Here is a 24,689-nt window from a genome sequence, read left to right as displayed (position 1 = left end):
ATGCTTAAAATTGTAGACAGATATATCATTAAAAAATACCTTGGAACTTTTAGTTTCATGTTGGTATTATTGTCTATAGTCGTATTGGTAATTGATGTTCAGCAGAAGATTCCAAGAATAGAAAATGCCAAGGCCATTGATCCGAAACTGGATCTGACCTATTTTCTTATCCACTTTTATCCCTTCTGGATTATCAATCTTGTGGTTACCTTCCTTTCCATTCTGGTGTTTATTTCGGTGATTTATTTTACCTCCAGGATGGCGAATAATACTGAAATTGTTGCTATTATTAGTAGTGGGGCCAGTTTTCACAGGTTTTCCAAACCTTATCTGGTAACTTCCATTTTTATTGGATTGATTGCCCTTGTGGTATACCATATGGTTCTTCCATGGGCCAATATCAAGAAAAATGAACTGGAAGCGTATACCTATAATGCGGCCAATAAAGAAAAGATTTTAGGAACTGCTCCAGCCTCTTCACAGCTGAGCAAAACAGAATATATTTTTGTTGATTCCTGGAACAAAAGAGAAAAAAGAGGTTCTAGTTTTGTCTATCAGAAATATGATAAAGACAGAAAAATGACTTACGAGCTTAAAGCAAGCGAAGTGTATTGGGATAAAGCCAAAAAGCAGTTTGTTTTAAATAATTATCTGGAAAAAACAATCAATAAAGACAATACCGAAAAACTCGGCAACGGGATAGAATTAAGGAAAAACTACGGTCACTCACCGGAAGAGCTTTTCCCTAACGAGCTTTTGGGACAAAATAAAACCACTCCGGAACTTTTAAAGTTTATTGAAAGAGAAAAGGCAAGAGGAAACAGTAACCTGAATTCTTATCTGAATGAGCTTCATCAAAGAACATCAATGCCTGTTTCTATTATTATTCTGACATTCCTGGCACTTTCCCTGTCTTCACAAAAGAAAAGAGGAGGATTGGGGATTAACCTGGCAATAGGGATCTCATTGGCCTTTATTTTTGTGTTTTCATTTGAAGCCCTGAAAGTGGTTTCTGAAAATAAAAGTTTGTCTCCAGCTGTAGCAATGTGGCTGCCTAATATGGTGTTTTTGCCGCTTACCCTTTATCTGTATATCAAAAGAGCCAATCAGTAAAGTAGTTTTATTTCCTTGTGATAAAAGGAACGTATTTCGTCTTCCAGTTCAATCCAGAGTTCACCCTTTTCGTCTGCATTTCGGATGATGCCATTTTGTCGCTCTTTTTCAATTTCAAAGACAGAGATCAGGTCTTTTCTGAAAAGGTTTGCATTGAATCCATCCAGAATTTCCTGATCGGAAGGAATGTTTTTCAGTTTCTCAGACAAATATTCATGAAGATTTAATGAAACTTCTTCCAGGTCAAATTGCATGCCTGTCTGTGTCAGGAGGGATCCTGCATTGGATATTTCATCAAATTTGTCCTGAAGGATATTAATTCCTGCTCCGATGATGAAATAATTATTTTGATTAATTTTTTTCTTTTCTATTAAAATTCCAACGATTTTTTTACCTTTAAGGATAATATCATTCGGCCATTTGATTTTTACCTCAGAGTCAGACAATTTGGCAAGGAAATCCCGGATAATCATTGCGGTATAATAATTGAACATAAAGTCGGAGCAAAGGATGTTCTGAGTATTCACTGCCAGCGTATAAGCCAGGTTTTTTCCGGCAGTCTGAGTCCAAACATTTCCATACTGACCACGGCCTTTAGTTTGATTAAAAGTATGAAGCCCTATAAAATTTGAATCTCCGTAAAGTAAAAACTTTGCTATTTCGTCATTAGTAGAAGAACATTCTTTCAGATAGAAGAGTTGGCTCATTTAAGAAAACTTTAAGACATTAAGAGGGTAAAAGTAAGGTTAAAGTAAAGAAAAAACAATAAATTTGCAGATTATAGTAATTTTTTAATGAATAAAACAGCAGAAAAACAAGCGTTAATAGATAAAATCGTTGAAGCTATCCAGGATGTAAAAGGAGAAGATATTATGATCTTCGATCTTTCCAACATCGAAAACTCCGTAGCAGAAACGTTCGTGATATGTAGTGGAAACTCAAATACACAGGTGGCTGCATTGGCAGGAAGTGTTGAGAAGAAAGTAAGAAACGAACTGCAGGACAGACCTTGGCACGTAGAAGGTACTGAAAATGCAATGTGGGTATTGGTAGATTACGTTTCAGTGGTGGTTCATATATTCCAAAAAGATGTACGTGAGTACTACGATATAGAAGAGCTTTGGGGTGACGCAGTCATTACCAAAATTGAAAATGAATAATAAAAATTTTAAAAAGTCTAAATGAATAATAAAGGATTCAACTGGTTCTTTCCAATTGCAATCATAGCTCTTTTGCTATTTTTTGGCTCCAATTTCCTTGGAGGTGATGCAGCAAAATCTATTGATGAAGATGGTTTCTTTAGAGAAATGCAGGCAGGGAAAGTTCAGAATATAATTATATACAAAGACATAGAGAAAGCTGATGTTTTCCTAACAAAAGAAGCAAAATCAGCAATGGTTTCCAAAGCTGGTAAAGAAAACAACCCTCTTTCTGCCTTCGAAATGGCTCCTAAAGCAGATTTTTCTGTAAAATACGGAGACCTTCAACTTTTCCTTCAGAAATTTGAACAGGTCAAAGCCAGCAATCCGGTTATTAAAACAACTAAAGATTACGGAACAGGGAAAAGCGCACTAATGGATATTTTAGTTCCTGCGCTGGTTTGGATTTCCATTCTGGGTTTATTCTACTTCCTTCTTTTCAGAAAGATGGGCGGAGGTGGAGGTCCTGGCGGACAAATCTTCTCTATCGGTAAATCTAAAGCGAAGCTTTTCGACGAAAAAGAAAGAATTCAGGTAACATTTAAAGATGTTGCAGGATTGGAAGGAGCTAAAGAAGAAGTTCAGGAAGTTGTAGATTTCTTGAAGAACTCTGAAAAATATACAAAACTGGGAGGTAAAATTCCTAAAGGAGTCCTTTTAGTAGGCCCTCCGGGAACCGGTAAAACATTATTGGCAAAAGCCGTTGCAGGTGAAGCTAAAGTTCCGTTCTTCTCACTTTCTGGTTCAGACTTCGTTGAAATGTTTGTTGGGGTAGGAGCTTCCAGAGTAAGAGACCTTTTTGCTCAGGCTAAAGCAAAATCTCCGGCGATCATCTTTATTGACGAGATTGATGCTATCGGACGTGCAAGAGGAAAAAATAACTTCTCTGGCGGAAACGATGAAAGAGAAAATACATTGAACCAGCTTCTTACCGAAATGGACGGTTTCGGAACAGATGTCAATGTTATTGTAATGGCGGCTACCAACAGAGCGGATATTCTTGATAAAGCATTAATGAGAGCAGGTCGTTTTGACCGTTCTATCTATGTAGATCTTCCGGAACTTCACGAAAGAAGACAGATTTTCGATGTTCACTTGAAAAAAATCAAGCTTGATGATAATGTAGATAGAGATTTCTTAGCAAAACAAACTCCTGGATTCAGTGGGGCAGATATTGCTAATGTTTGTAATGAAGCAGCATTAATCGCAGCAAGATATAACCATACTTCTGTTACAAAACAGGACTTCCTGGATGCGGTAGACAGAATTATCGGTGGACTTGAGAAGAAAAATATGGCCATCAAGCCATCTGAAAAGAGAAGAGTTGCTTATCATGAAGCAGGTCACGCTACAATCTCCTGGTTGGTAGAACATGCATCACCACTTTTAAAAGTAACGATTGTTCCAAGAGGTCGTTCTTTAGGGGCAGCATGGTATCTTCCGGAAGAAAGACAGCTTACCACTACTGAGCAGATGTTGGACGAAATGTGTGCAACATTGGGAGGTAGAGCTGCAGAGCAGGTGATCTTCAATAATATCTCTACAGGAGCACTTTCTGATCTGGAAACAGTAACGAAGAGAGCTCAGGCAATGGTGACAATCTATGGATTAAGCCCGAACATTGGTAATATTTCTTATTATGACAGTTCAGGACAGTCTGAATACTCATTCGGAAAGCCTTATTCTGAAGAAACAGCTACCAAAATTGATGCAGAGATCAAATTGATTATCGAAAATCAGTACGAAAGAGCAGTAAGAATTCTTGAGGAAAATAAAGATAAACTGGATGCTCTGGCAAATAAATTGTTAGAAAAAGAAGTGATCTTCCGTGAAGACTTAGAAGATATCTTCGGAAAAAGAGCATGGGATCCTGAATTGACAGAGAAACCTGTTACCAATACTATTCCTGAAAAAGATCAGCCGGTAGTAGTGGAAACACCTCAGATCAAAGAAAAAGAAGAAGAAAGCGAAATACAGGCTCCAGAAAGCCCAACACAGCTTTAAGACTCTTAAAAATAAATATTACAAAGACCTGACAACCTCGAGAATTGTCAGGTTTTTTCATATTTAAGGAGATATTTTGGACACTATTGTAATTTATTTTCTATTTTTGTATAAAGTTGACTAAAAATAGATTAAGTTGAATTTATTCAAGAGGATTGTAAGCAAACTTACCAACCAGCCTGAAGAAGAGGACAAACAGAGCCTGGAGAAACTTGGGGATTCGCTGAAAAATGCGGATCTTGACTATAAGTTTGCGCAATTATTTACGCATTCGGGGGGATTTTTTAATTATTGTGCAGATGAAGCGGAGGCTCTACAAACTTTAAATCAAATTATCAAAATAGAAGGTATCCACAACCTTTTCTGTTGGGATAAAGAACTTCAGAACTTTTTGAACGTTGTGAGGTCTGCCTACACTTCAGAACTGCAGCCGTCTAATGATGCTGCATTCATCACATGTGAATACCTGATCGCCTATGATGGCAGGATCATGCTTTCGCATAATAATATTCTTCATTATCATTCTTCAAGACTTCCCGATAGAATTATCATCATTGCCAATGTTTCTCAGATTGTAAACAACCTGAATGATGCTATGGGGAAAATAAAAAGAAACGGAAATATCAAGAACCTTACTTCCATCAGCGGAAGCCAGTCTAAAATGGACAGTTCTTCCAATTCCAATACAAAGCTGTTTTTATTGCTGCTTGAAGATTAAGCAACCACTTCTAAATTTTAAATTTTGGACAAAAATCTCATTCAAAGAACCGTATCAGGTATAGTCTATGTAGCCGTTATTATACTTTGTTCGACTCCGCTGGGAGCGCAATTGCTGAACAGCATTGCTCCTGGTCTTATCAAACAACAGTATCTTTTTTATGGCTTAATGAGTCTGCTGCTGATGGTGGGGACGTGGGAATGTGTTAAAATCATGAAATTTGGAAACGGATATGAAAAATGGGTGGTATATCCATTAGTCATTTTTATATTCTATATTTTTTCCAAAAGATATTTCAACCACGATTTCTTTTTTGATTTCAGGCTCAGTGAAATACTGGCACTGGCGCTTATTGGGATTGCTGTGGTTACTTTATTCAAATTTCCCAGCGAATTATACTTCGACAGCGGGAAACTTATTTTTACTGTTATCTACGTAGCGCTCCCATTCAGTTTTGCATTGGGACTGCCAAAGTTCTCCAGCTATAGTGATGCTTTCTCTTTGGAGATCCTGTTCTTATTTGTTCTCATCTGGAGTAGTGACACCTTTGCCTATCTGGTAGGGAAGTTCTTCGGTAAACATAAAATGGCACCTAAAATTTCCCCTAAGAAAACATGGGAGGGATATGCAGGTGGCGTAGTGTTAACATTGGTTTTATCTTACTTTATTGAACATTATCAGCCTGAACTTAGAGGGAACTGGATGATCGTAGGATTTTTGGTTGCCGCCTTTGCTCCGCTAGGGGATCTGGTAGAAAGCCAATTGAAAAGAAATTTCGGTGTGAAAGACAGTGGAAACATCATTCCAGGACATGGAGGAGTTTTAGATAGATTAGATAGTTTTATTATCTGCGTTCCTGTCGTATATTTGTACTTTATTTTAGAAAAATTTATTTAGTCTCATGAAATTACATAGAGAATCAAAAGGAACAATTACCGTTGCGACCATACTTTTTATCATTTTGGGCGTATTAGCAATTTATTTCCTTAAAATATGGTCCCTGCTGATCATTATGCCTTTGTTGGTTATTTACAGTTTAGTTTTCTGGTTTTTCAGAGTTCCGGATCGTAATATCCTTGATCACAAAGAAAACGTGATAGCTCCGGTGGACGGAAAAGTGGTAATGATCAAAGAAGTGGATGAGGATGAATTTATAAAAGGAAAAGCCATTCAGGTTTCTATTTTTATGTCCCCGCTGAATGTTCACATCTGTAGATATCCGGTTTCGGGTGAAGTGATTTACAAAAAGTACCACCCGGGAAAATATCTGGTAGCATGGCATGAAAAGTCTTCTACAGAGAACGAAAGAACTACTATGGCCGTACAAACTATGACCAATCATAAAGTTGTCTTCAGACAAATTGCCGGGTATGTAGCTAGAAGGATTGTTTTCTACTGTAATGAAGGCGATAAAGCAAAAGCCGGGCATGAGTTCGGATTTATTAAATTCGGATCCAGAATGGATGTATTCCTGCCTTTGGATACTGAGATTATCTGTAAGATCGGAGATATTACAAAAGGAGGTTTGGATGTGATTGCCAAGCTGAAAGAAAATTAAGAATACGTATTGTATATAAAAAAACAAAAGAGAGCCTTTGCAGCTCTCTTTTTTATTTGAAAAAATGATTATTTGAGTTTAACTACGCATGCGTAATATTGCGTATTCAGGGATTAAATCTTTTTCATTAAGATGAATAATTTTGCAGCTACAAAAACACAAGTTATTCACTATTTTAAGCCATAAAATGGATAACTGAATATGTTTTATGGTCTTACCATTAATTTTTTTTTGTCATTGGTTAAATAATTTAATTTGAATTTTTAGTAAATTAGAACAGGGAAAACACAAATCATATTCTTTTATCACTGAAAATTGCAAACAGATATTTTGTTTTGTGAGTTTTTATGTTGCTTAAAAGCTATTAATATTGGAAAATTTATGCTTTCAGTAGTACGAATGCCAACTTGAGCTTGTGAAAACATAAAAACAACACGATGATTTATAAGTTTTTCTTTAAGATGATCAACGATGAAGCTGAGAAAATAAATGATGATTTTGATAGCAATTATCTAAATCTTATCAACCGATATCTGCTTTTATTGTTCTTCATATTTCTGTTTTACTCCATTTTTATTATTACTTTTTTCGGGGATATGTTGATTTCAATATTTCTTACCGTTATTACCTTTTTCTGGCTGTTTTTAATGGCAATAAAAGGGAAAACGAGGCGATTCAGGAGCGTACTGAAAACTTCCATCATTTTTACATTTGTCTTACTAACTTTTATAGTGAGTTTTTTTAATGTGTATACTTTCAAAAATGCTGGAGTTGAGTATTTCTATTTTTGTCTTTTGTTTGCCGTTCCCTTCTTTTTGAATTATAAAAAAGATGCTTTATCTATCTTTTTTATTACGTTCATGATCTGTATCAACTTTATTGTATGCCTTTACTTTGATTTTGATTTCCTGCCAAAAAGCCGATTTATAGAAACCGAAGATTTTAAAACAATAAAGCTGCTTAATATTTTATTTTCTATTGCCTCTTTTCTGATGGATATTGTTTTTATTACCCAGAAAGATGCGCTGATTAATGGTTTGATTACCGATAAAAAAGAGAAAGATTCCACAATCAAGGATCTGGTAAAAACAAATGCAGAACTGATGAAGCATCAGATGTTGATCAATCATCTTTCGGAAGAAAATATCCTGGAGATTTTAAATTTGGCAGAAAATAATTCACCCATGTTTTTTGAGAAATTCCAAGTGTTTTTCCCTCATTTTATTCCTGATATTTTAAAAATAAATCCTAATCTGATTCATTCTGAACTCTATTTCTGTGCTTTGATGAAGCTTGATTTTGATACCAAGAAGATTGCACAGTGTACCAACAACAGTATTCGTGCTGTAGAAAGTAAAAAATACAGGATCCGGAAGAAACTGAATATCTCCTCTGAGATCAATGTCAATAGCTTTTTGATTAAAATATAAACAAAATTCCGATTTTTGTTACTTATACGTAGTGTTGCGTGCCGGTTGATGATGTTTTTTATTTTTCTTGTCAATATTTTTACTTTAAAAACATTGTGATGAATATTAAGAACATTCATATTGGGAGCCTGATCCGAACCAAAGTAGAAGAGCATCAGATTTCAATAGAAAGAATCTCCAGATTTTTGAACGAACCGGAAGATCATGTAGAAATGATGTATCAGGCAAAAAGTATTGATACGGATATGCTGATGAAATGGTGTAAGCTTTTAAAATTTGATTTCTTTAGATTTTATACCGGCCATCTGATTTTGTATTCTCCGCAGTCAAGAATTGATCATGTATTCAAAGAAAAGGGGAGTACCATAGTTTTCAGGAAAAGTATTTATACCCAGGAGGTAAAGAATTTTATACTTGAAAAAATAGAAATGGGAGCAATGACCGCCCATGATGTTGTTGAAAGATATAAGATTCCTAAAACAACCCTGTACAAATGGATGAAAAAACTATAATATGATACCTGATTACAAGCAGATCTATACTGATATTCTCAAGGAAAAGTTTCCGGAAAAATTAATAGATATAACCATTCAAAATAAGCTGGAAAGATTACATTCAGCGATTGATATTCTAAAGTTTAATCAATTGATTTTTGGTGAACCGGAATATGCAGTTGAGTTCAATAATCAAAGACTTCGTTCTTATGATGAAGAATCTATTTTGGAAATTCTCAGATATCAGGAAAAAAACGGATTGAGCAATTTTCAGCTTGGCTGTCATTTTAAAATAAGCAGAAATACAATTGCCAAATGGAAAATGGTTTTTAAAATATAATATTGATGTTTCATTTGTTTTAATTGAATTATTTTTTTTATAAATAAATGATAATGGTTTTTATGTTTTGGTTTCCTGTATTTTTTTGAATTTATTATTGAATTAAATAACTAAACTTTTTGGTTGTGCTTATATGTTATCATAATTTGCTGTGGTTTTGTGAGTTTTACTACGCGTGAGTAGTATTGCGTAGGGAAAAATAATATGTAATTGTCTGTGGGTGATAATTTTGTGACGGTTAAATAAATGACTTAGTTAAAAATTTTACTCATTAAACAATTATAACTTAAAAATGATGGAAACAAAATTTACAATTCCCCCAATCAAAGTCTTGCTGATAGCACTGCTATTTGCCTTTGGAAAATTTTATTCTCAGGCCAATAATGGAGCGGTAGGGATTAATACCACTACCCCTAATGCTAATTCCGTTTTGGATGTCATCTCAGGAAATAACAATAAAGGAATCCTTATTCCCAGATTAACTGAGGCGCAGCGAAATGCTATTACAATCAATCAGTCCAAAGATGATGGTTTGACGATTTACAATACCACAGAAGATTGTTTCAATTATTGGAGTCTTGCAGATAATGAATGGAAAAGTGTCTGCGGACAGATGGGTAAATCTGTTTTTACTATAGACTGTTCCACTTCCAAAGCAATGGGAAGCTATGTAAAAGGAAAAGAACTTACTAGTTCCAATTATCTGAGTATTGCTGTGAATGTAACAAAACCGGGTAATTATACCATTTCCGGAACGACTACCAATGGATACAATTTTTACGGAACCGGAGTATTTCTAAATACAGGAACACAAACGATACAGATTCCGGGGCAGGGAACTCCTCAGAATATCCAGACAGATAACGTGTCACTGGAAGCAAACGGAACAGCTGTTACCTGTACTCCTGCGATCTCTATTACGGTACTAAGCCCTGCAGGAACATATGCCATGAGCTGTGGAAGTGCAACAGTAAATGGGGTGTATAAAGTAGGAACAGCTCTTGCAGCCTCCAATACGATTACATTGCCTGTGAATGTTGCGACATTGGGCAGTTACACTATTACAACCAATACGGTTGACGGAATTTCTTTCAGTGGTTCAGGAGTATTTACTGCAACAGGAAATCAGAATATTACGCTGCAGGGTACAGGATCACCTTCTTCCACGACTGTAAAAACGATAACAATTACTTCGGACAGCCAAGGTGGAGTTTCAACGACATGTACAGTAAATGTGATCGTAGTTGTTCCAAAGAAAAAACTTTTAACAATCGGAACTGGTGCAAACGGTTGTGGATATAATGTGTCAGGAACTTCTCCATCAGGGATGGTAACTAAAGCAGCAGCTAATTTTGGAACATTGGCCAACAGCATCGTAAAATACGAAGGATGGGATCAGATTATAGACGGTACAGACAGCCCGAGTACTGCGCAGCTGACGACGTGGACAACCGGAGCCAATCCTGTAGATATAATTGTAATAGGATATGCATGGGGAATGAGTGCTGCAGATGCACAGGTTCTAAAAAATTATATGGCAAAAGGAGGTGTCATCGTTGCTTATTCTGAAAGTAACAGCGGAATGCAGAATCTTTTCAGAAATATTTTTGACGGATCAGTAAATACCGGAAGTGTAAACAGCGCGGGAGCTATCTATAAACTGCCCATGACAAATGATGAAATTTTGAATGGTCCTTTTGGAGATATAAGAGGATTGCAATGGGGAGAAGATGCTTCTTCTACAACCTATGCAACAGGACTTCCTTCAAGTGAAATTACAGTATATTCAGGAGATACGAACATCTCTACGGCTTCACCATCAGGAACTGTAGGTCGTGTAACTGCATTTAAACATAACACTTTAAACTTCATCTGGGTAGGAGATGGTGGATTCAACTCTCAATGTGGATCAGTTACTTCTCCAAATACCTCAGATACGATATGTCCGTTCTATGCAGATACTAATTATAAGCCAATTGCTAAACCAAATTATGGAAATGGGGTTGCTGCTTATGAAATGAATGTATATAACTCAATATTCTATGCAAATGCTCTTGCCTGGGCAATTAAACAGGCAGAATTCAGCGGAATAAACACACAATGATAAAGTTTTTTAAAGAGGGCTCCGGTACGATGATTCGTGCCGGAGTTTTTTATTTTATATACTTTTTAATCTCTTCTGTAAGGTTTAATATGAATTCTACCGGGAGATCTTCTTCAGTGTCAATTAAGAGGATTTTAAACTTCTTTCTGCCATCCAGAATCAACTCCGGATAATCCAATTTGTCACCGTGGTAAAAGCTGATATAATGTTTCCTGTATTTTTTGCTGTAATAAAAATAACACAGCATTTTCTTTTTGTATTTGATAAACGGAAGCCCAAAACTGAATGTTTCTGTAATATTTTCCGGATCTGAAGCTAAAATAGAATCACGTAAAAATAAAAGAGTACTTCTTTCAGGCTCTTCGATTCTGTAGAAATACTCTTGTATAGGGTTCATTTTAATTGAATTAAAATATTAGTCGAAATTTTGAAGCTCAACAAGCTTGTTATACATTCCTTTTTTCGCGATCAGGTCATGATGTGTTCCTTGCTCTACAATATCGCCTTTTTCCATCACTACGATCCAGTCTGCTTTCTGAATGGTTGAAAGACGGTGGGCGATTACCAGAGAAGTTCTGTTTTCCATCATTTTCTCCAGTGCATCCTGTACAAATCTTTCAGATTCTGTGTCCAGCGCAGAGGTTGCTTCATCCAGAATCATAATTGGAGGGTTTTTCAATACTGCTCTCGCAATAGAAACTCTTTGCTTTTGACCTCCGGAAAGCTTACCGCCATCATCTCCGATATTGGAATCATATCCTTCAGGAAGTGTTGTGATAAATGCATCTGCATTGGCAATTTTTGCGGCAGCAATCACCTCTTCTCTTGTCGCATCAGGTTTACCCATCAGGATATTATTATAAACGGAATCATTAAATAATACAGATTCCTGGGTTACCATACCCAGAAGCTTGCGGTATTCATCTAATTTTAAATGTTTAATATTGGTGCCGTCAATCATGATCTCTCCTTCAGAAACATCATAGAATCTTGCTAAAAGATTGGCAATGGTTGTTTTACCACTTCCACTTTGCCCTACAAGAGCTACTGTTTTCCCTTTTGGAATAGAAAGTGAGAAGTTTTTAAGAATTGTATGGTCTTTATCGTAGAAAAAGCCAATATTATTAAACTCGATAGAATGATTTAATGTTGAGATGGAAACAGGATTTTCTATTTCATCAATTTTCACATCAGCATCTAGAATTGCTAAAACTCTTTCAAGAGAAGCTTCTCCTTTCTGTACATTCGAAATTGACTGAGACAAACTTTTCACAGGAGGTAAAATCTGGAAGAAAATTCCCAGGAAAACCAAGAAATCTGCAGGGGAAATACTTTGTTCTACAATGATTTGTTTTCCCCCATACCAAGCGATAATTAAGAACGTAACCGAACCTAAAAATTCGCTCATCGGAGATGCAAGTTCCTTTTTTCTACCTAATCTTATAGAGCTGTTGATCCATTTCTGCATTGACTGCATAAAACGGTTGTCCATTATTTTTTCTGCACTGAAAATCTTAATCACCTTTGTAGATTTCAATGTTTCATCTACGATTGAGAAAATAGTTCCCATTTCATTTTGGGCTTCATGAGAGTCTTTTTTCAGGCTTTTTCCTATTAAAGCAATCATAGTTCCCATTACCGGCAATACCAGAAGAGAGAAAAGAGTCATCTCTGTACTTAAAAAGAAAAGAGTCACCAATGTGCTTATCAGCATAAAAGGTGCATTGATCAATTCTACTAAACTTCCTAAAATATTACCTTCAACTTCACCTACGTCATTTGACATACGGGACATCAGATCTCCTTTTCTGCTTTCTGTAAAAAAGGAAACGGGTAAAGAAAGAATCTTTCTGTACATCGCTCCACGAAGGTCCTGAGTAACGCCTACACGATAATTGATCAGTAAAAACGAACCTAAATATCTGAAAAGGTTTCTCAGTAAAAACATAAAAGCTGTTATCACACAAAGCCAGGCCAAAACATTAAGTGCTCCGTGCTCAGTTACTAAACTCTGAACATAATAATTGGCATACTCTTTTGCGTAAGAGAAAAAATCTAAAATCTCTCCTGAATAAACAGGCGGGTGGGTGTATTTTTTAGCCTCAATGGTTCCGAAAAGCATTCCCAAAACCGGTAGAATAGTTCCTAAGGAAGCAATCTGAAAAACAGAATACATAAGGTTGAAAAACAAGCTTCCGTAGATGTATTTTTGGTGAGGTCTTGCGAACTTCAGTATTTTAATATATTGGTTCATTCAATGAAAAAATTGGATAGCAAAATTACGTAAAATTAAAAGATAAGACGTCCTTAATCCTGTTTTACTTTAATGGATAAGTTTCAAAAAATGTCTTTTTGTTACAACTCCGTGTTATTAAGCCTTGTTTTTTGAATAAATTAAACCTGATTATGACATAAAAATAGAAGATAAGAAGGTCTTGCTGTTTCATAAAAAAAACCGCTGAAACAGCGGTTTTGATATAATGATTTAATTAAAAATTCACCTGGTCATTATACTTTGGAGCAAAATTTTTAGGATTCAATTTATCCAGAGTTTTCCCAAAGTTATTGATGATCTGTGTCATATTATCAAAATCTACGATGTTGATGTCATCATTTTCGTGATGATAATGAGATGCTTTCGTCATGTCTACGGTAGAGAATGAATGAGCAATGATTTTCTTTTTTACAAAACTTACATTGTCTGAGCGGTAGAACAGCTGCTGTTTCGCATATGGATCTGCATTGAGTTTTAATCCGTTTACTGCATTTTTATTAAAAAGTTCATCAAGATCAGAGAATCCGTCTCCTGTCATATATAATGCATTTTTTCCCCACTGAGATTCTGTAGCTACCATTTCAAAATTGAAAAGCGCGGTCAGCTTATTATAAATGTAATCCAGATTTGTATCCGTTGAAATAGCTCTTGAACCAAGCATTCCTTTCTCCTCTCCATTGAATGCCATGAAAACCATTGAGAATTCAGGCTTTTTGTTTTTTAAATAATCGGCAATACCTACCAGGGTAGTAATTCCGCTGGCATCATCATCTGCTCCGTTATAAATGTTATCACCACTTTTGTCACTGGTTCCAATATGATCAAAGTGCCCTGAAAACCCAAGATACTGATCTGTTTTTCCTTTTTTGATTCCGCAGACATTATATACTGTTTTCCCATTATAATCAAACGGTACCAGATAAGATTTTCCGGTACAGTATTCCAGATTATTTTCTTTGAAAAGCTTGGCGATATAATTGGCTGCATTTTCATTTTCCTGAGTTCCGATTTCACGTCCCTTCATTTCATCCGAAGCGAGAGTGGAAAGGACTGTTTTTATCCTTTCTTTGGAAACCTCCTGAGAAAATGTAAGTATGGAGAATAGTGATAAAGTAAGAAATGTTAGCTTTTTCATTGTCTTTTATTAAAAGTTAGATGATCTGTCGTGTTTTTGATCAAAAAGTTGCAATGAATTTACATAAATTAATTGATGTGAGGGTACAGACTGTATAAATAGGAATATGGCAAATAAAAAACAGCTCCTAAAAAGAAGCTGTTCTCACTCAAAAAATCGTTGTAAGGCTATCGAAGTCTGTCTACAGATTTTACGAGCCTCTCATCTTTACGGATGTAAATGTTTGCAATAAGCAGACAAATTACCGCAATCAATGGGAAAATCGGCTCAATACCCTTCTCAGGAAAATGAATTCCTCCGGATAAGTTTAGTAACCAGTACGCCAATACACCAATCAACAAAACGTTTATAATGATGCTGATAGTATTCAGCAAAATTTGTCTTTTTCTGTTTTTGAAACTAAAAATACTTAATGCTCCAATGATTACAAGCACGATACTGCCCATATTAAGTAAAGGAATACTGTCGGAAATGACAACATCCTGTCCTGTTATAAAAAGGAAAACAGCAGCTAAAACTGCCAATAACGTCCATATAGTTTGTATTCTCTGTAGCATTGAATATTAAATTCTTGGCAAAAATAACATAAATTTTGCACAATTCAAAAATAAGTGTAGATTTGCATTATACAATGTACTTGAAAACCAAAGTCACCGGACTTACTTTTCTTACTCACAATTAATTACATTTTTACATAAATATGTTTAACATAGAAACGTTAAGGTCAAAATCCGTAACGGAACTGACTAAAATCTTAAAAGATTTGGGCGTTAAAGTTGCAAGAACCAGCAATGAAAATGACAAGATCTTTGCTATTCTTGACTTTCAGGCTTCTAACCCTAAAGTTGCAAAAGATTATTTCAACGCCACAGAAACCACCAGTGTAACTACTGAAGAGGCCCCAGCAAATAAACCTGTTAAAGCCCCGGCAAGAAAAGCTGTTCCGAAGAAACCAGCAGCCAAGCCAAAAACAAATACAAACACAAATACAAAAGCTCCGGCAGAAGAACCTAAAGCAGAAGAAAAAGTAGAAGAAAAGGTACCCGCTTCTGAAGAAGTAAAACCGGAAGAACCCACAGCTGAAGTAGCTGCAATAACAGAGGAATCTGCAGCAAGCGCCCAGGCTAAAAAGAAAAGAAAAAGAGTTTCTACCAATGCAGGTAATGCAGAAGTATCTCAGGAAAAAACAGAAGCTCCAAAAAACACAGAATCTCAAGAGCCAGCTCAGGCTGAAGAAAAGCCTAACAATCCTCAACAACAGGCTAACAGACCTCAAAAAGGACACAACCATCCACAGAATAGTGGAAACCAACATAAAAATCAAAACCAGAACCAACAACACCAGCAGCATCAAAACCAAAATCAGAATCAAAACAGACATTCTGAAAAGGCAGAGGAGCAGCACGACCATAAAAAAGAATTCAATTTCGATGGATTGGTAAGCATTGAAGGTGTTTTGGAAATTTTACCGGATAACTACGGATTTTTACGTTCATCAGACTTCAGCTATATCTCTTCTCCAGATGATGTGTATGTATCTACAGCACAGATCAGAAATTATGGTTTAAAAACCGGAGATACCGTTAAAGGAATTGTAAGACTTCCAAAAGAAGGTGAAAAATATTTTTCATTATTAAAACCTACAGAAGTTAACGGACGTGACCTTGCATTTATCAAGGACCGTGTTGCTTTTGAATATCTTACTCCGCTTTTCCCGGAAGAAAAATTCAATTTAGCAGGAAGCGGATCTACCATTTCTACCAGAATTGTAGATTTATTTGCACCTATTGGAAAAGGTCAGAGAGCAATGATCGTTGCACAGCCTAAAACAGGTAAGACGATGTTGCTTAAAGATATTGCTAATTCTATTGCAGCCAACCACCCGGAAGTATACATGATGGTTCTTTTGATTGATGAGCGTCCGGAAGAGGTTACTGATATGGAAAGAAGTGTAAATGCAGAAGTTATTGCCTCTACATTTGACGAAGCAGCTGAAAAACATGTGAAAGTAGCTAACCTTGTTCTTGCGAAAGCACAGAGAATGGTTGAGTGTGGACACGATGTAGTAATCTTACTGGATTCTATTACAAGATTGGCAAGAGCATACAACACAGTTACTCCTGCATCAGGTAAGGTTCTTTCCGGTGGGGTAGACGCCAATGCACTTCACAAGCCGAAAAGATTCTTTGGAGCAGCAAGAAAAATCGAAGGAGGAGGATCTCTGACGATCATTGCAACCGCATTGATTGATACAGGATCTAAAATGGATGAAGTAATCTTTGAAGAATTCAAAGGTACTGGTAACATGGAGCTTCAGCTAGACAGAAAAATTGCTAACAGAAGAATTTATCCTGCTATTGACTTAATTTCTTCCAGTACCCGTAGAGATGATCTTCTTCTTGATGAAGTGACTTCTCAGAGAATGTGGATCTTCAGAAAATATCTTTCTGAAATGAATCCTGTAGAAGCTATGGAATTTGTAAATAAGAACATCAAAGGAACTCTCAACAATGAAGAATTCCTGATGTCTATGAATAAATAAATTTAATTTAATATTGTTAAATGAAAAGCACGGATCATTTGGTTCGTGCTTTTTGTTGGTTGTAAATAAAAAAAATTAAAACTTAATTCATTCTAAATCAATGTATCAATGTTAAAGATTTATTAAAGTAATCTTCAATCCTTGATAATACCTTAAATATTGGCTAATTTTGGAATATAACATTAAAAATAAAGATTATGTCATTTGAATTACCAAAACTAGGATATGCATATGATGCATTAGAGCCAACTATTGATGTAAGAACTATGGAAATCCACCATACAAAACACCACCAGGCATATATTGACAATTTAAATAAAGCAATTGAAGGAACTGAACTAGCAGGAAAAACTATTGAAGAAATCTGCCAGACAGGAACTGACAAACCAGCAGTAAGAAATAATGGAGGAGGACACTTCAACCACTCTTTATTCTGGGAAATTTTAACGCCAGGAGGAAGCAAAGAGCCTGTAGGAAATGTAAAAGCTGCTATCGAAAACTACGGAGGTCTTGAAAAATTCAAAACTGATTTTTCTGATGCTGCTAAAACAAGATTTGGTTCAGGATGGGCTTGGTTAGTAAAAAATGCTGACGGTTCTGTATCTGTTTCTTCTACACCAAACCAGGACAACCCATTAATGCCTGTAGCAGACGTTAAAGGAACTCCGGTTTTAGGATTAGATGTTTGGGAGCACGCTTATTATTTAAACTACCAAAACAGAAGACCTGACTATGTTTCTGCATTCTTTGAAGTAGTAAACTGGGATAAAGTAGAAGAATTATTCAATAAATAATTTTCAACTATTATAAAAATGAAAAGGTTCAGAATTGTTCTGAACCTTTTTTATTGAGTAGTATTTAAAATTTATCTTATGGCATCGCTTCCGGACAATCCATTCAATCTTAGCTTATACTTCCAGTTTACATACACAAAGACCTGATATAACTTATATTCAAACTTGATCCCGTACTTTTCCTGCGGATCATAATCTATTCCGGATTCTATGATATTTCTGTATCTCCCGGAATTATAATAACTGTTCCATTCGTTCACCAGAAATGTATTTTTTGTCTTCAGATATGATTCTGTATACTGGCTGATGGGCTTGGCAACAGCGTTCAAAAAATAATCAAATTGCGTATCAATAACCGTGAGATCCCATTCTCCGTCTTCGTTTTTAGAAGGCTTCATTTCATGTTGTTCTTTATCTTTCTTTGGTGTTTCCTGAGAAAAACAGCTGTAAGGTATCAATGCGATCAATACCAATAAAATAATATTTTTCATGATGAAGGTATTTATATAAAAAAAGCACTCCAATAAGAGTGCCTAACTTTTTTATGGTTCTTTCTGGAGAACTACAAATGCCGGGAAATGATCACTGTAACCTCCTGTGAACTGGTCTCCATTCCAGGATCTGAAAGGATAGCCTTTATAATTTCCTTCTTTATTAACTAAATAAGACGGTGCGAAAATTTCTGTTTTGTACACAGAATATTCTTTAGTTACCTGATCTGAAATTACATTTTTAGAAACAATAATCTGGTCAAACAGGTTCGGTGCATCCTGATAGGCGAGAGATGCCACTCCTTTCTTATATAAAGGATACATCAGATTAAGGTATGGTGTTTCTTCACTTAAATCTTTAGGTGCTGCCTGAGCTTTCAGGTGGTTTTTTAAACTCGGGCTTACAGGATCGTCATTAAAGTCACCCATTGCAAAAAGCTTCGTTGTTGGGTCTGCAGCTCTTATACTGTCCATCTGCTGTTTCAATAAAGCGGCTGCAGCATTTCTTTTAGGTAAAGAAATCGCTTCACCTCCTCTTCTTGAAGGCCAGTGGTTCATAAAGAATGCCACTTTTTCATTATCTAAAAACCCTGTTACAACAAGAATATCTCTTGTATATTCTCTTCTTCCGTTGTCACCGTATATTTTCAGTTCTTTTTTTAATGAATTGGTAGGAGTGAATCTTCTTTTCTGATAAATCAATGCAACATCAATTCCTCTGTAGTCATAAGAGTTGTAATGAATAATCCCGTAATCATATTTCTTTAAAGCGGGTTCGTTGATCAGATCCTGGATGACCTGTCTGTTTTCAACCTCAATTAATCCCACTACTGCAGGAGCTGTTTTGGTATACTGTGCTCCCATTTCAGAAATCACTTTGGCTTCATTGGCCAATTTTGCTTTATAAATCTTAGTCCCGTAGTTTTTTGCACTTTTTGGGGTAAACTCTTCAGAACCACCTTGTTCTCTTACTACCTTTTTACCAATTAAAGCACCGTCACTCCATGGTCCATCATATTTTTCAGCTTCCAGAAGTTTGATAGAATCCATAGGAATACTTCTGTGAAAAGCAGGATTTTTAATGTCCTTGGTTCCATCAATATAATCCGCTGAACGGATAGTGTCCCACAGGTTTTCTACATTTAAAAAACCTACAGTAGCTACTTTTCTCAGTTTTCCTTGTTGCTGCGAAAATGCCATGACCGAAATAATGATGGCAAACAGACTCGAAAATCTCTTCATCTTCTTTGAGTTATTATTAATACTATTTAATTTACAAATTTACTTTTTTTAATTCACTACGTTTTAAATATTTGTAAATTTAAAAGCAATTATCTCAGAATCATTTATATAATGATTCTTAAAAGCTTGCAGTATTAAGGAAAAATATTGTTAAAAAAGTTGTGAATTACAAAATTTGATTAAATTTGTGCCCCCAACTTTTAAACTGTTGAAAATTAACAAGAAAAGTATTTAAAAAAATAAATATACTCATGATTAAAAAACTATCATTGATCTCTTTATTTACTTTGCTGCCTGCGTCATATTATTATGCGCAGACAACAGTGTTTGCGTATCTTAAGGATGCGGAAGGAAAGCCTGTTGAGCAAGCAAGTGTAGATTTAAAAGGAGCAGGAAATGATGCAAAGGCAGACAAGATCGGTTATTTCCAATTTACTGACTTGATGCCGGGACATTATCAAATTATGGTTACAAAGCCGAATTTTGAAACTAAAATTTTTGAATTTGACGTAACTAATAATGAGAAGAGAAAAGATCTTGGAGTAATTACTCTTTATTCTGCATTGAATGGTGCAGATCAGGGTTTAGCTATTGTGGAGGATTCAGGAGAAAGTGATGGTGGCGGCGCACAGCAAACCGCAACTGTAGGATTATTACAGTCTTCTCAGGATGTCTTCAATAGAATTGCAAGTTTCGATTTAGGTCCATACTGGTTCCGCCCAAGAGGAATTGATAGCAGAACAGGTGAGAATATGATCAACGGGATTTCTATGGCCGCTGCAGATAATGGAGATGTAGACTTCAGTACCTGGGGAGGATTGAACGAAATCACCCGTTACCCGGAAATTGCAGCTAACCATGCCCCTTCCGAATATGCTTTCGGAGGAACTACCGGAGTATTTTATAAGAATACCAAAGCCAGCGAGTACAGAAAAGGAAGTCAGCTGACGTACTCTCTGACCAACAGAAACTATACCAACAGATTATCTTACAGATTCTCTTCCGGAATGAATAAGAACGGATGGGCATTTACTGGAATGATCGCGAGAAGATGGTCACAGGAAGGGATTCAGGATGGTACTGCTTATGATGCATACAGTGGATATATTGGTATTGAGAAGAAATTCAGTGACAGTCATACCATGACTTTAAATGCTATAGGTTCCAAATATGAGAGAAGCTCTTCAAGTCCAAGTACTCAGGAAGTTTATGATTTCAGAGGAGTTCATTACAATTCTTACTGGGGATGGCAGAATGGAGATAAAAGGAATGAGAGAGTGAAAAGAGGTTTCCAGCCAATGATCCAGTTACAGGATTTCTGGAAAATCAATAAAAACTCTCAGTTATGGACCTCTGTTTCCTATCAGTTCGGTAAAGAATATAGTTCAAGATTGGACTGGTATAGAGCCAATAACCCGTCTCCAACTTATTACCGTAATTTACCAAGCTATTGGTTAAACTATACAAATCCGTCTCCGGAACAGGCTGCTAACATTGGAATTACAAGAGACTGGTGGACTAATGATGATCAGTCGCACACACAGATCAATTGGGATAATCTTTATAATGCCAATAGAAACGTACAATACAATGCGTTACTTGGAGGAAGAAGAGCGGCTTATTACCTTGTAGATGATGTAAAAGATGATAAAGTATGGAATGTATCTACACATTATACCTATAACTTCACCGATACTTCCCGTTTTATCTTAAACTTATCTTATCAGAATTACAGATCTGAACAGTACAGAGAAGTGAATGACCTTTTAGGTGCTGATTTTGCTCTGAATATGGACCCATTTGCCTCCAATACGACTGCTGGAAGTGTTTGGGGGAAATTTAATACAAGAGAAAGCGATACTGATGTTGCCAAAAGAGAAGGTGATAAAATCGGATACAGCTATATTTTCAGAAGACAGGAATTTAAAATAAATCCTGCATTTAAATTCTCCACAGGGAAATTTGATGTTTTTATTTCCGGACTGTTCGGATATACAACGAACAGCAGAGAAGGTTTATTCCAACATTATCTGTATGAGTCTTCTTATGGAAAAGGAGCAGACCAAAACTTCTGGAATGCAGGGGTTAAAGGTCAGGTTACCTATAAAATCAACGGTAGAAACTTTTTGGTTTATAACGGAGCTTACTTTTCACAGTCTCCTTTCTTAAATGATATTTATTTTAATACAAGAGTAAGTGGTGTTACAACTCCGGGGATCAAGAATGTTGTTATTGATGCAAACGATTTGAGCTATGTAATTTCTACTCCGATTGTTAAACTTAGATTGACCGGTTACCTTGTTAATACTCAAAACGAAACAAGTGTGCAAAGATATTTCGCACAGGGAGTTAAACTCACAAACCTTACTGAGAGCGGAGATCAGGCTCCTGTACAGGATGGTGCTTTCATTACACAGGTATTGGCAGGTGCTAACAAAAGAAATATGGGTATTGAGCTTGGAGCACAGGTGAAAGTTACTCCTACTTTGACAGCCAGCGGATTATTAAGTGTAGGACAATATACTTATACTAATAATCCTACCGTTTATTTTGCATCTGATGCGGTTGGAACATTCAGAGAACTTGACGGAAACGGAAATATTGTATCAAGATCTTATACCAATATGGGAGAGGCTACCCTTAAAAACTACAGACAAGGAGGAACGCCTCAGGAGGCATACACTTTAGGTCTTCGTTACAGCAGCCCTAAGTATTGGTGGGTAGGAGCTACATGGAACTATTTCGGACATTCATTCCTGGATCCGTCTCCGGTAACCAGAACAGAAAGATTCTATACAAATCCTAACACACCTGGAGTACCTTATGATAACGTAACAGAGGAAGAGCTTGCAAGAATTCTTACTCCAACAAAATTACCTTCAGCGTTCTTCTTCAATGTGAATGCAGGTAAATCATGGATGATTGGTAAGTATTATGTGTTAGTGTCTGCATCTGTAAATAACATCCTTAATAACAGAAACTTTATTACAGGTGGATTTGAGCAGACGAGAAACGTTAACTATACTGACTATGCTAATGATTATGACAGCGGAAACATGGTATTCGCTCCTAAATATTGGTATAACCAGGGTAGATCTTATTTTCTTAACCTTCAATTCAGATTCTAAAAAATTAAAATTAAAAATCGAAAAAAATGAAAAATATATATTTTAAAGCGGCGATCTTTACGGCCATTTCAATGCTAGCAATCTCGTCTTGTGTAAAAACTGATGATTATGATGTGCCGGAAATCAAATGTAGTAACAAATTTGCAGCAGCTAATCACCAGTTATCTGAGATTACAACCATAGCAAAAGCAAAACCCGTTGAAGCTGATATCATTAAAGAAGATTTTATCGTAGAAGCTTACGTTTCTTCAAGTGATGAATCCGGAAATCTTTACAAAATGATGTTCCTTCAGGATAAGCCTGAAAACCCAACTCAAGGTATTGAGATTGATATCGACGGTAGCAATCAGTATCTTGATTTCCCAGTTGGGGCTTTAGTAAGAATCAACCTGAAAGGATTGATCGTTCAGGGGGTTAATGGAAACATTAAAGTAGGTTCTTATGATCCTAACTATCCTATCGGTAGAATCAACCCAAATAAAGTTTCTAATTACATGGCAAGAGTTTGCGACGGACAGAAGCCTGTAGTAGCTGCAATGAAACCATTAGAGTTCAACTTTATCTCAGATGCTCTGAAAAATGGTGCGCACGTTAATCAGCTTGTAAAAATAAAAAACGTTCAGTTTGAAGAGCCTGAATTGACAAAGAACTTTGCCGACGAATCAGCTACAGGCGATCGTTATATTACGGATAAAAAAGCAGGCAGATTAGATCTTCGTTTCAGTAACTTTTCAACTTTTGGGAAATCTCCGATCTCTCCTAAATATGAAAAAAGTGGTGATATCGTTCTTATTTTAAGCCGTTTTACAAGCTCAAGTAACGCGACGGTTTTCACAGATCAGGCTTATATAAGGGATCTTAATGATATTAACTTTCCGAACGCCAGATTTACCCCAGGTGAACCGGAGCTTCCATCCGCTAATGCAGTAAATCTTTTCCCAAGCTCTGATTTTGAAAACTGGGCATCTTTCCTATCAAGTTTAAATAGCTTTGGGCTTATGCCTTATGCGTCTCAAGGTATTGGTTTGGGGTATAACGGTACAAATTCCCTTCAGATTAAAGGTACACCTGCCAATAATGATTATGTATTTACAGCGAATGCTGCGTCAGGAATTCCTGCGGCTCCAAAGAGAATTACAATGTATATTAAAGGGACTGCATCCGGAAAATCACTTTCTTTCAATGTATATAGAGCAACACCGCTTCTTCCTAATACATCTGCTTTCTATACATTCAATTTAGGAACATTCTCTACAGGGGCTACTTTAAGTCCGGAAAGCACGAATTCATATACAGGATCTATCAATACGAACGGACAATGGAGACTGGTGGAGCTTACTCTTACAGGTCTTACTGATCTTAATATTACTTCTGGAAAAACTATGTTTGCACTCAAAACCGGAAAAGATGGAGTATATGATCTTCAGATTGACAACATCAAAATTGAGTAATACATTAGAATAAAATATATTTCTAATGCACTTATAAAACTCGGGCAGCTCGTAAGAGCTGCCCGAGTTTTATTTTAATATTTTTTTCAAATCAAAAAAGCAGAGAATTTTATATTTTTAAACTAGGAAATTATATTTAAGATGGAATACTTCATTTATGCTTTGAATCATACTTACACTGATGAATCTCATACAGATACCAAATTTCTGGGCTTTTCAAATAGCCTTGAAGATTTAGAGAAACTAAAAGCAAAAGCCGTTCTTATGTCTGGATTCAGAGATTATCCGGATTGTTTTGTTGCAGATTGTTATATTATGGATAAAATACATTGGAATAATGGCTTTGAGAAGGTAATTGGTGAAATAGGACGTGATTATATAGAAAAAGGTGATGAGATAGATGAGAACTGTATTTCAGTCAAAGAATTAGGATTAAATACTGTTTTCAGTGTCAGCCATTCCTATACAATCCATACTTTTTTAGATGATGAAAGATATATCGGGGTATTTTCAACTTTAGAAAAGGTAGAGAAAGCTATTGAAGAGCTCAAAAATAAACCGGGTTTTAAAGATCATCAAGATGATTTTATTATCTGTGAACTGGATCTTGCAACACTTTTATGGAGCAGCGGATTTGGCAGCGTTTAAAAAACAAAAACCACCGCATCGCA

At 36.0% G+C, this 24,689-nt stretch carries 22 protein-coding genes; 15 read left to right on the top strand and 7 right to left on the bottom strand.

Annotated elements, in window-relative coordinates; translation table 11 throughout:
* Positions 1–1,113 (top strand): LptF/LptG family permease, encoded by a 1,113-nt coding sequence (locus ACTJIP_RS15775; RefSeq protein WP_047376356.1) that lies wholly within the window; start codon positions 1–3, stop codon positions 1,111–1,113.
* On the opposite strand, the gene ACTJIP_RS15770 is transcribed toward ACTJIP_RS15775, so the two are convergent.
* Positions 1,107–1,820 (bottom strand): biotin--[acetyl-CoA-carboxylase] ligase, encoded by a 714-nt coding sequence (locus tag ACTJIP_RS15770; RefSeq protein ID WP_440704826.1) that lies wholly within the window; start codon positions 1,818–1,820, stop codon positions 1,107–1,109. The two genes, ACTJIP_RS15775 and ACTJIP_RS15770, sit on opposite strands and share 7 nt — an antisense overlap.
* A gap of 87 nt (positions 1,821–1,907) precedes the next feature.
* Here ACTJIP_RS15770 and rsfS point away from each other — a divergent pair, with 87 nt between their 5' ends.
* The 9 genes from rsfS (at position 1,908) to ACTJIP_RS15725 (ending at position 10,960) form a co-directional block, all read left to right on the top strand.
* On the top strand, positions 1,908–2,273 hold the full coding sequence (gene rsfS, locus ACTJIP_RS15765; protein ID WP_047380272.1) for a ribosome silencing factor: 366 nt from the start codon (positions 1,908–1,910) through the stop codon (positions 2,271–2,273).
* A gap of 21 nt (positions 2,274–2,294) precedes the next feature.
* Positions 2,295–4,316 carry an ATP-dependent zinc metalloprotease FtsH gene (ftsH, locus tag ACTJIP_RS15760; protein ID WP_047380273.1) on the top strand — a complete coding sequence of 674 codons (2,022 nt, stop codon included), beginning with the start codon at positions 2,295–2,297 and terminating at the stop codon, positions 4,314–4,316.
* 136 nt (positions 4,317–4,452) lie between these two features.
* The gene (locus ACTJIP_RS15755) at positions 4,453–5,034 is read left to right on the top strand and encodes an LUD domain-containing protein (protein WP_175627176.1); all 582 of its coding nucleotides are present in this window, start codon (positions 4,453–4,455) and stop codon (positions 5,032–5,034) included.
* A 24-nt stretch (positions 5,035–5,058) separates the two neighbouring features.
* Positions 5,059–5,931 carry a phosphatidate cytidylyltransferase gene (locus ACTJIP_RS15750; protein WP_180564972.1) on the top strand — a complete coding sequence of 291 codons (873 nt, stop codon included), beginning with the start codon at positions 5,059–5,061 and terminating at the stop codon, positions 5,929–5,931.
* A 4-nt stretch (positions 5,932–5,935) separates the two neighbouring features.
* Positions 5,936–6,592 (top strand): phosphatidylserine decarboxylase family protein, encoded by a 657-nt coding sequence (locus ACTJIP_RS15745; protein WP_077413451.1) that lies wholly within the window; start codon positions 5,936–5,938, stop codon positions 6,590–6,592.
* Between the two features lie 437 nt (positions 6,593–7,029).
* Positions 7,030–8,022 carry a helix-turn-helix transcriptional regulator gene (locus ACTJIP_RS15740; RefSeq protein WP_077413452.1) on the top strand — a complete coding sequence of 331 codons (993 nt, stop codon included), beginning with the start codon at positions 7,030–7,032 and terminating at the stop codon, positions 8,020–8,022.
* Positions 8,023–8,120: 98 nt separating this feature from the next.
* Complete coding sequence (locus tag ACTJIP_RS15735; RefSeq protein WP_077413682.1) at positions 8,121–8,534, top strand: transposase; 414 nt, start codon at positions 8,121–8,123, stop codon at positions 8,532–8,534.
* Between the two features lies 1 nt (position 8,535).
* Complete coding sequence (locus ACTJIP_RS15730; protein WP_077413453.1) at positions 8,536–8,856, top strand: transposase; 321 nt, start codon at positions 8,536–8,538, stop codon at positions 8,854–8,856.
* Positions 8,857–9,148: 292 nt separating this feature from the next.
* Entirely contained in the window at positions 9,149–10,960 is a 1,812-nt protein-coding gene (locus ACTJIP_RS15725) for a hypothetical protein (RefSeq protein ID WP_219072063.1), read from the top strand.
* Positions 10,961–11,009: 49 nt separating this feature from the next.
* On the opposite strand, the gene ACTJIP_RS15720 is transcribed toward ACTJIP_RS15725, so the two are convergent.
* The 4 genes from ACTJIP_RS15720 to ACTJIP_RS15705 all read right to left on the bottom strand — a co-directional run bounded on the left by ACTJIP_RS15720 (position 11,010) and on the right by ACTJIP_RS15705 (position 14,927).
* Entirely contained in the window at positions 11,010–11,357 is a 348-nt protein-coding gene (locus ACTJIP_RS15720) for a DUF1801 domain-containing protein (protein WP_077413455.1), read from the bottom strand.
* 18 nt (positions 11,358–11,375) lie between these two features.
* Positions 11,376–13,214 (bottom strand): ABC transporter ATP-binding protein, encoded by a 1,839-nt coding sequence (locus ACTJIP_RS15715; protein ID WP_077413456.1) that lies wholly within the window; start codon positions 13,212–13,214, stop codon positions 11,376–11,378.
* 235 nt (positions 13,215–13,449) lie between these two features.
* The gene (locus tag ACTJIP_RS15710; protein ID WP_077413457.1) at positions 13,450–14,370 is read right to left on the bottom strand and encodes a M28 family peptidase; all 921 of its coding nucleotides are present in this window, start codon (positions 14,368–14,370) and stop codon (positions 13,450–13,452) included.
* 167 nt (positions 14,371–14,537) lie between these two features.
* A complete protein-coding gene (locus tag ACTJIP_RS15705) occupies positions 14,538–14,927 on the bottom strand; it encodes a DUF4293 domain-containing protein (RefSeq protein WP_077413458.1) in 390 nt (129 codons plus the stop codon).
* Between the two features lie 143 nt (positions 14,928–15,070).
* Here ACTJIP_RS15705 and rho point away from each other — a divergent pair, with 143 nt between their 5' ends.
* Both rho and ACTJIP_RS15695 read left to right on the top strand, forming a co-directional pair.
* Positions 15,071–16,912, top strand: coding sequence for a transcription termination factor Rho (gene rho, locus ACTJIP_RS15700; RefSeq protein ID WP_440704825.1), 1,842 nt, complete (start codon positions 15,071–15,073; stop codon positions 16,910–16,912).
* A gap of 197 nt (positions 16,913–17,109) precedes the next feature.
* Positions 17,110–17,706 carry a superoxide dismutase gene (locus ACTJIP_RS15695; RefSeq protein WP_440704824.1) on the top strand — a complete coding sequence of 199 codons (597 nt, stop codon included), beginning with the start codon at positions 17,110–17,112 and terminating at the stop codon, positions 17,704–17,706.
* A 71-nt stretch (positions 17,707–17,777) separates the two neighbouring features.
* On the opposite strand, the gene ACTJIP_RS15690 is transcribed toward ACTJIP_RS15695, so the two are convergent.
* Together ACTJIP_RS15690 and ACTJIP_RS15685 are read right to left on the bottom strand one after the other, a co-directional pair.
* A complete protein-coding gene (locus tag ACTJIP_RS15690; protein WP_077413460.1) occupies positions 17,778–18,197 on the bottom strand; it encodes a DUF6146 family protein in 420 nt (139 codons plus the stop codon).
* A gap of 51 nt (positions 18,198–18,248) precedes the next feature.
* Positions 18,249–19,439: an endonuclease/exonuclease/phosphatase family protein gene (locus ACTJIP_RS15685; RefSeq protein WP_077413461.1), complete on the bottom strand. Its 1,191-nt coding sequence runs from the start codon at positions 19,437–19,439 to the stop codon at positions 18,249–18,251.
* Positions 19,440–19,690: 251 nt separating this feature from the next.
* Between ACTJIP_RS15685 and ACTJIP_RS15680 the strand changes: the two genes are divergently transcribed.
* The 3 genes from ACTJIP_RS15680 to ACTJIP_RS15670 all read left to right on the top strand — a co-directional run bounded on the left by ACTJIP_RS15680 (position 19,691) and on the right by ACTJIP_RS15670 (position 24,666).
* Positions 19,691–22,567, top strand: a complete 2,877-nt coding sequence (locus tag ACTJIP_RS15680) for a carboxypeptidase regulatory-like domain-containing protein (protein ID WP_440704823.1) — start codon at positions 19,691–19,693, stop codon at positions 22,565–22,567.
* 26 nt (positions 22,568–22,593) lie between these two features.
* Positions 22,594–24,018 (top strand): DUF5689 domain-containing protein, encoded by a 1,425-nt coding sequence (locus ACTJIP_RS15675; RefSeq protein WP_219072067.1) that lies wholly within the window; start codon positions 22,594–22,596, stop codon positions 24,016–24,018.
* A 141-nt stretch (positions 24,019–24,159) separates the two neighbouring features.
* Complete coding sequence (locus ACTJIP_RS15670; RefSeq protein WP_077413464.1) at positions 24,160–24,666, top strand: DUF7336 domain-containing protein; 507 nt, start codon at positions 24,160–24,162, stop codon at positions 24,664–24,666.
* The last annotated feature ends 23 nt before the right edge of the window (positions 24,667–24,689 follow it).

Source organism: Chryseobacterium sp. 22543 (assembly GCF_052044565.1).
Lineage (GTDB): Bacteria > Bacteroidota > Bacteroidia > Flavobacteriales > Weeksellaceae > Chryseobacterium.
This window is presented reverse-complemented; position numbering and strand designations above follow the sequence as displayed.

Excerpts from the sequence above, each read along its gene's own strand:
- ACTJIP_RS15775 (WP_047376356.1), top strand. The coding sequence starts at position 1 with ATGCTTAAAATTGTAGACAGATATATCATTAAAAAATACCTTGGAACT.
- ACTJIP_RS15770 (WP_440704826.1), bottom strand. The coding sequence starts at position 1,820 with ATGAGCCAACTCTTCTATCTGAAAGAATGTTCTTCTACTAATGACGAA.
- rsfS (WP_047380272.1), top strand. The coding sequence starts at position 1,908 with ATGAATAAAACAGCAGAAAAACAAGCGTTAATAGATAAAATCGTTGAA.
- ftsH (WP_047380273.1), top strand. The coding sequence starts at position 2,295 with ATGAATAATAAAGGATTCAACTGGTTCTTTCCAATTGCAATCATAGCT.
- ACTJIP_RS15745 (WP_077413451.1), top strand. The coding sequence starts at position 5,936 with ATGAAATTACATAGAGAATCAAAAGGAACAATTACCGTTGCGACCATA.
- ACTJIP_RS15740 (WP_077413452.1), top strand. The coding sequence starts at position 7,030 with ATGATTTATAAGTTTTTCTTTAAGATGATCAACGATGAAGCTGAGAAA.
- ACTJIP_RS15735 (WP_077413682.1), top strand. The coding sequence starts at position 8,121 with ATGAATATTAAGAACATTCATATTGGGAGCCTGATCCGAACCAAAGTA.
- ACTJIP_RS15730 (WP_077413453.1), top strand. The coding sequence starts at position 8,536 with ATGATACCTGATTACAAGCAGATCTATACTGATATTCTCAAGGAAAAG.
- ACTJIP_RS15725 (WP_219072063.1), top strand. The coding sequence starts at position 9,149 with ATGATGGAAACAAAATTTACAATTCCCCCAATCAAAGTCTTGCTGATA.
- ACTJIP_RS15720 (WP_077413455.1), bottom strand. The coding sequence starts at position 11,357 with ATGAACCCTATACAAGAGTATTTCTACAGAATCGAAGAGCCTGAAAGA.
- ACTJIP_RS15715 (WP_077413456.1), bottom strand. The coding sequence starts at position 13,214 with ATGAACCAATATATTAAAATACTGAAGTTCGCAAGACCTCACCAAAAA.
- ACTJIP_RS15710 (WP_077413457.1), bottom strand. The coding sequence starts at position 14,370 with ATGAAAAAGCTAACATTTCTTACTTTATCACTATTCTCCATACTTACA.
- ACTJIP_RS15705 (WP_077413458.1), bottom strand. The coding sequence starts at position 14,927 with ATGCTACAGAGAATACAAACTATATGGACGTTATTGGCAGTTTTAGCT.
- rho (WP_440704825.1), top strand. The coding sequence starts at position 15,071 with ATGTTTAACATAGAAACGTTAAGGTCAAAATCCGTAACGGAACTGACT.
- ACTJIP_RS15695 (WP_440704824.1), top strand. The coding sequence starts at position 17,110 with ATGTCATTTGAATTACCAAAACTAGGATATGCATATGATGCATTAGAG.
- ACTJIP_RS15690 (WP_077413460.1), bottom strand. The coding sequence starts at position 18,197 with ATGAAAAATATTATTTTATTGGTATTGATCGCATTGATACCTTACAGC.
- ACTJIP_RS15685 (WP_077413461.1), bottom strand. The coding sequence starts at position 19,439 with ATGAAGAGATTTTCGAGTCTGTTTGCCATCATTATTTCGGTCATGGCA.
- ACTJIP_RS15680 (WP_440704823.1), top strand. The coding sequence starts at position 19,691 with ATGATTAAAAAACTATCATTGATCTCTTTATTTACTTTGCTGCCTGCG.
- ACTJIP_RS15675 (WP_219072067.1), top strand. The coding sequence starts at position 22,594 with ATGAAAAATATATATTTTAAAGCGGCGATCTTTACGGCCATTTCAATG.
- ACTJIP_RS15670 (WP_077413464.1), top strand. The coding sequence starts at position 24,160 with ATGGAATACTTCATTTATGCTTTGAATCATACTTACACTGATGAATCT.